General features: G+C 61.9%; 5 protein-coding genes. 2 read left to right on the top strand and 3 right to left on the bottom strand.

What is annotated here, in order from left to right; genetic code table 11:
- The coding region (locus EOA27_RS17320; RefSeq protein ID WP_281059433.1) for an alpha-isopropylmalate synthase regulatory domain-containing protein at nucleotides 1–564 on the top strand (564 nt) is incomplete at its 5' end.
- A 14-nt stretch (nucleotides 565–578) separates the two neighbouring features.
- Here EOA27_RS17320 and EOA27_RS17315 read toward each other — a convergent pair.
- Nucleotides 579–1,412 carry a sulfotransferase family 2 domain-containing protein gene (locus tag EOA27_RS17315; protein ID WP_126078286.1) on the bottom strand — a complete coding sequence of 278 codons (834 nt, stop codon included), beginning with the start codon at nucleotides 1,410–1,412 and terminating at the stop codon, nucleotides 579–581.
- Between the two features lie 236 nt (nucleotides 1,413–1,648).
- On the opposite strand from EOA27_RS17315, the gene rarD reads away from it, so the two are divergent.
- Nucleotides 1,649–2,578 carry an EamA family transporter RarD gene (gene rarD, locus EOA27_RS17310; protein ID WP_126078285.1) on the top strand — a complete coding sequence of 310 codons (930 nt, stop codon included), beginning with the start codon at nucleotides 1,649–1,651 and terminating at the stop codon, nucleotides 2,576–2,578.
- 10 nt (nucleotides 2,579–2,588) lie between these two features.
- Here the strand turns inward: rarD and EOA27_RS17305 are convergent, their stop codons facing one another.
- Entirely contained in the window at nucleotides 2,589–3,584 is a 996-nt protein-coding gene (locus EOA27_RS17305; protein WP_126078284.1) for a transporter, read from the bottom strand.
- A gap of 211 nt (nucleotides 3,585–3,795) precedes the next feature.
- Nucleotides 3,796–6,389: EAL domain-containing protein (locus EOA27_RS17300; RefSeq protein ID WP_245491110.1), on the bottom strand; the 2,594-nt coding region annotated here is incomplete at its 5' end.

Genomic DNA, 6,389 nt, shown 5'->3' with positions numbered 1-6,389 from the left:
GGCATCGATGTGCCGAAGGACGACAACCGGCTCGACTCCTTGATCGCCGTCGTCAAGGAGCGCGAGGCCGAAGGCTATGCCTATGAAGGCGCCGACGCGTCCTTCGAGCTGCTCGCGCGAAAAATGCTGCACGGCTTGCCGGAGTTCTTCAACGTCACCTCCTTCCGCTGCATGGTCGAGCGCCGCTTCGACGCCAACGGCAATCTGAAGACCGTCTCCGAGGCGATCGTGAAGGTCGAGGTCGATGGCGAGGAGAAGATGTCGGTGGCGGAAGGCCACGGCCCGGTCAACGCGCTCGACATCGCGCTGCGCAAGGACCTCGGCAAATACCAAAGCGAGATCGTCGATCTCGAGCTCGCCGACTTCAAGGTGCGTATCCTCAATGGCGGCACCGAGGCCATCACGCGCGTCCTGGTCGAGTCGCATGATTCCACCGGCGCCCGCTGGTGGACGGTCGGCGTTTCGGAAAACATCATCGACGCCTCCTTCCAGGCGCTTATGGATTCGATCATCTACAAGCTGATGAAGAACCGCGAGATGGCTGGGATGGTGGCCGCGGAGTAGGGGGATTCGGACCGTCAGCCGGCTCGATAGTCGGCATCATAACCGAACCGCCTGAAATCCTCCGCATAGGCCCGCCTGACCTGATCAACCAGCGGCCGGGTCCATGCAATTCCTGGCGTAGGGGCAGACTGGTTGAGCGGTTTTGCCAGCGAGTTTCGAATTTCCTCCGAAGCGCCTAATCGGGCCAAGACAGGATTCAAGCCTTCGGCCAGGGATTCGAGCTTTATGATCTCGATCCTGAAGTCGCTCGAATTCGGAATTATTGCTGACATCAGGCTCCAATGGCCGTTCTTGCCGAGAGCAGCCGTTGTGCAGGCGCCTTTGACGAAGCTGTCGAAAGACAGTTGGTCTCGGTCGATGTCGGACGAGGACAATGAGGTCATGTCGCCCATCAATTGCTCAATCAGTCCGGTATTTCCTGGGTCGGATAGTTTGAGCTTATAGAACTTGTTGAGATAACATGACCGCAATCTGGAGAATGGATTTCTCACCACCGAGAAAATCAGCGTCTCCGGGTCGCGCAGCAGCGATTCGAACAGTTTTACGCCGACGTCGCTCGGGGCAAGCAGTCCGGATTTTCGACGCGAATGATATGCTTCGGGATCGTCATCATGGTTGATTCCGTAGGCGCAGATCGAAAGGAGTCGCTTGACTGTGGTGCAACCCGCCTTGGGTACTTCCACATAGATCAGCTTGCGGTCCGGGAAAACGTGAAAGAAGTAATCGATGTCTGTTGTCGCGCGGTAAGCCCGATAGGCGACCGAGTCGGCCAGATGACGCCTTACCCCGAGCTGCGCTCGGAAGAAAGTATACTTCCTATTCTTTATGGCACTTGTCAGGCGCGACATTGAAGGGTTCCAGAATCACTTCATATTAGAATTCCCCCAAGCGCTAAAATGAGGCTATTACTACGGGCGGGCCATCGCAAACAGAAAATTCTGTAGGCGGACCGGCGGAGGCGAATTGTGATGCGGCGCCACGGAAAGGAAGCGGTCCCGGCCCGCTGAGCCATCACCAAAACTCCGTTGATCCATCATAATTTTGTGATGGTCTTGGGCGGCCCGCTGGGCCATAGCATTGGGCCATGGTCACCGCTAAAGCCGATCCCGATCAAGTCGCCAAGGGCCGCCGCGGCTTCCTTCTGGCACTTGGCGCCTATTTCCTCTGGGGGCTCTTGCCCTTCTATATGAAGGCGGTGGCGCATCTGCCGCTTGCCGAGGTGATCGCCAACCGCGTCGTCTGGTCGGTGCCGATCGCGGCGGCGGTGCTCCTCTGGGCCGGCCGCACCGCCGACTTCAAGGCGGCGATCCGTTCGCCGAAGAGCCTTGCCATGGCGGCACTGACGGCGGTGCTGATCTCGGTCAACTGGGGCATCTATGTCTGGGCGATCGCGGTCGACCGTACCGTCGAGACCGCGCTGGGCTACTACATCAACCCGCTGGTCAATGTCATCGTCGGCGCCGTGCTGCTCGGCGAGAAGCTCGACCGGCTGCAGATCTCGGCTGTTGTGCTGGCCGCCATCGCGGTGACGGTGCTGACTGTCGAGGCAGGCAAATTGCCCTGGGTGTCGCTGGCGCTCGCCTTTTCCTTTGCCGCCTACGGCTTCTTCCGCAAGACGCTGCCGATCGGCCCGAGCCAGGGTTTCCTGCTCGAGGTGCTTTTGCTGTCGGTGCCGGCGCTCTGCTACATCGTCTACCTGATTGCCACCGGCCAGGATCACCTCATCTCCAGCACCGGTGCCGACACGGCCTTGCTCATCGGCTGCGGCCCGATCACCGCCGTGCCGCTGCTGCTCTTCGCCTTCGGCGCAAGGCTGCTGCGCCTGTCCACCATAGGCATCATGCAATATATCGCGCCGACCATGGTGTTTCTGATCGCCGTGCTGATCTTCGGTGAGCCGTTCGGCACCACACAGGCAATCGCGTTCGGGCTGATCTGGACGGCGCTGGCGATGTACAGCTGGTCGATGTTCAGGGGCCGCGAAGCGCGGCCGGCGGCGCCGGCGACGAGATAGGATCGGCGCCCTACACGCGCCCGAGCCGTCGCACGATCTTGTAAACAACGCCGGCTATGACGACCGAGATCGCCGTCACCACCCAAAAGCCGTGCGGCGTGTCGACCAGCGGCACGCCGCCGACATTCATGCCGAACAGGCCAGAAATGATGGTCGTCGGCAACAGGACCGCCGTCATGACGGAGAGGATGTAGAGCAGCTGGTTCGACTGCTCGGTAAGCTTCGCCATCAGCTCATCCTGCAGCAGCCGCGTGCGCGCCTGCAGCTGCTCGCCGTCATGATGCAGCGTATGCGCCCGGTGCGAGAGGCGTGTGGCCATGTCGTTGATCGGGTCGGGCAGCTCGTTGCGATGCGAATGGTCGAGGTGGCGGAAGAGGCTGGTGAGCGTCGCCATCTGCCGGTGGATCAGCACCAGCTGCCGGCGCGCGTCGACCAGCGCCTGGCGCTCATTGTGCCATGCATTGCACACGATGCGATCCTCGATGCCGTCGAGCGTGTTGCCCATCTTGTCGAGCTCGGCCGCCATGCCGTCGAGCGACTGGCCCATCACCGCTTCGATCAGCTCGGCCGGCGTGCGGAATTTCCGTGTGCCGCTCTCTACCAGCTTGCGGATCTTGTCGACCGATTCCAGCGGCTGCTTGCGGGCGCCGACCAGCATCTTGTCGTTGAAGGCGAAGCGGAAATGCGTGAGTCCGCGCGTCTCGGCAAAATCGTGCCTGAGGTCCGGCAGGTCGCCATAGAGGAAGTCGTCATCGAAATCGATCTGGCAGCCATGGCTTGGCGACAGGAAGGCGTCGCGCACCGGCGCCGGCAGGGCCGTCTCGGCGCCGATCTCGTGGCGGGCGCGCATGTCGGTGATCTGGTAGCTGCGCCAGCTCCAATGCGCCTCGGCGGGATCGGCGGTGCGGGAACCATCGGCCTTGAAATGGTAGATGAAGAACAGCCCGTGCTCGTCCGGCAGATAGGGCGAGAGATCAGTGTCTTCGGCGGGGAGGGCGATGTTCATGGCGGCTTCGCCGGTTCTTGATGCGGTCGGGGTCGCGGGGGCGGCCGCGGCAAACCTACCATGGCGATTGCCGCCTGGTGTGACAGTTTGATGACCGGGTTTTCAGCGGGTCTCCCTCTCGGCAGGGCTGTCCTGTCGTTTGCCCGCTTGCCGAACGGGTCGTGCAGCCGGCAACAGCCCGGTCAAATGGCAGCTCGGTGAGCCGGCATCGCTATCCCGCTGCCAGCCACTCCCGCGACTGCGCGAAGATCCTGAAGGATGTTGCGTCCATCGGGCGCCCGAAGGCGTAGCCCTGCAGGATGTCGCAGCCAAGCTCTTTCAGGATGCGCGCATGTTCCATCGTCTCGACGCCTTCCGCCACGACCCCGATGCCGAGCGATTTGCCGATCTCTATGATTGACGACACCAGCCGCCGCTGCGCCGGCGAGCCGGTTATCGGCGTGACGAGCTGCCGGTCGATCTTGAGACGGCGCGGTTGCAGTTTGAGCAGGCTGACGACCGATGCGTAGCCCGTGCCGAAATCGTCGATCTCGATGTCGATTCCGAGTTCCTTGATGTGCTCGATGTTCCAAGCGACAAGGTCGTCGTGCTCGTCGAGAAAGATAGACTCCACGAGCTCGAATGAAACGGTTCCCTTCTTGATCGCCAGCTTGCGCAGGCCGTTGATGAGATCCTTGTCTTCCAGCCTTCGTGCCGAGACATTGACCGACACGCGCGGGATGTTGAGCCCGTCGAGCGACCAGCGCTGGAAATTCTCGAGCGTTTGTTCGAGGATCGTGCGGTCGATGAGCGAGACCACGTTCAATTCCTCGGCCACCTGGAGGAACACGTCGGGGCCGAGGATGCCGCGCTGTGGATGGCGCCAGCGCGACAGCGCTTCGACACCGACGATCTCGAGCGTGTTGGCGTCGAACTGCGGCTGGTAATAGGCAATGAACTCGTTGCGCTCCAAGCCGCCGAGAATCTCGTCGGCAGTTTGCTTGGTCTTCACGATCTCGCTTTGCAGCTCTTCGTTGAAGAACTCATAACGGTTGCGCCCTCGGCTCTTGGCTCGGTAGAGCGCGAGGTCGGCATTGACCAGCAATTGCTTGGCATCGATGCCGCTATTGGCCGCAATCCCGATGCTGACCCCAAACCGGCATTGGTGGCCCTTATAGTCGACGGGTTGGCGCATCTCTTCGATGATCCGGTCCGCGAGTGCGGCGAGTTCATCGTCCCTGCGTCCGCGGCACACCACGATGAACTCGTCCCCGCCGATGCGCGCCACGAAGTCGGCCGCCCGGACGTTGGCCTTGATGACCTTCGAGGCATGCATGAGCATGGCGTCGCCTGCCGCATGGCCGAGCGTGTCGTTGATGTGCTTGAAGCGGTCGAGGTCGAGATGCAGCAAGGCAGTGCGATCATCGTGCGCCCCGGCCAGCATCTCATCAAGATAGCGGCGATTGGGCAGGCCCGTCAGAGAATCATGCAGCGCAACGTGCTCGATGCGCGCCTTGGCGGTCTCAAGTTCGGCATTCTTCGATTCCGACAATTGCCGCTCATGCACCAGATTCTCATTGAGCAGGACGTCGCTGGTCACGTCCCATTCAGCGCCGATCATCTTGGGCGTGTCGTCGACGTCCTGCAGGAAGCCTGCCCGGGTGCGCACATGGCGGACGGTGCCGTCAGGAAGGAGAAGACGGTACTGCGAGGAATAGCGGCCTTGGGTTGCTGCCGCCGTGTCGAAGTCCCTTCTTGCGCGCTCCAGGTCGTCTGGATGAATGGTCAGCGCCCAGTCGTCATAGCCACGCGGCCGGCCGTCAGCCGGCCTGCCATAGATCTCGTTGAGGCGATCGTCCCACACGAGCTGCGAGGTGGCGAGGTCGTGTTCCCATACGCCGATGCCCGAGGCATCTAGCGCAAGCTCAAGGCGTTGGGAAAGCCGCCGCAGCTCCGGGTAATTCTTCTGTCTCTCGCCGAACAACCAACCGGCTATCAGGATGGGCAACACAATCAGCGCGCCGGCCAGCGCCACCGTTGCCCACAAGGTGGCCTCATTCTTCGGCGTGGCCGGCCAGCCGTGTTTCGGTATCGCCGACAATTGCCAGGACCCCAGCGGAAGTCCCACTTCGGCCGTTACCGGGTTGCCGTTGACCACGTTCTCGCTGCCGAAGAAGCGCTGGCCGCCGCCGCCCAGCGCGTCCTTGCCTGTCAGGGCGACCTCGATATCGAGGTCCGGGTCGGTGAGGCCGCTTGCGGCAAAGAGCCTGTCGACATCGATGACGGCGGAGAGAATGCCCCAGAACCGGTCACCGCCGCCCACTGTCGGTACGAAAATCGGAATCCTGCCGATGAAGCCTCGGCCGCCCTGGACGAGGTCTACCGGACCCGCCAGGACCAAGGCGCGCTGGTCGCGCGCCCGCAGCGCCGCCATGCGCTGTGCTTCGTTCTTGCGGTAGTCGAGCCCGAGCGCCTTTTCGTTGCCTTTCATCGGGTACATCAACGAGATCACAAGGTCGGGCGCGCCGGCAATGTTGCGCAGCTGTGATTTCTCCTTGAACAGGTTCGCGGCGAGCGCCGCAAATCGCTGTTGCCCCATATACGGCTCGGTCGTCACCGCCGAAGCAAGGCCCTGCACCAGCTGCAGGTTGCCGTTTATGTTTCCCTCGAGCTTGGCGCGGATGATGTTGACCTTGGCGAGCACGTCGGCGCGCAACAGCTGGTCGGAGACTTTTCTGTTTTGCTGATCGACGAAGAGCGCGCAGATCGCAAGCACGAACACAGCGATCGCCGCCGGCAAGTTGGCGGAAGAGAAAACGGCCTGTC

It is taken from the genome of Mesorhizobium sp. M2A.F.Ca.ET.037.01.1.1 (assembly GCF_003998075.1).
GTDB lineage: Bacteria > Pseudomonadota > Alphaproteobacteria > Rhizobiales > Rhizobiaceae > Mesorhizobium.
The sequence above is the reverse complement of the archived record's forward strand: the minus strand, read 5'-3'. Positions and strand labels throughout refer to the sequence as shown.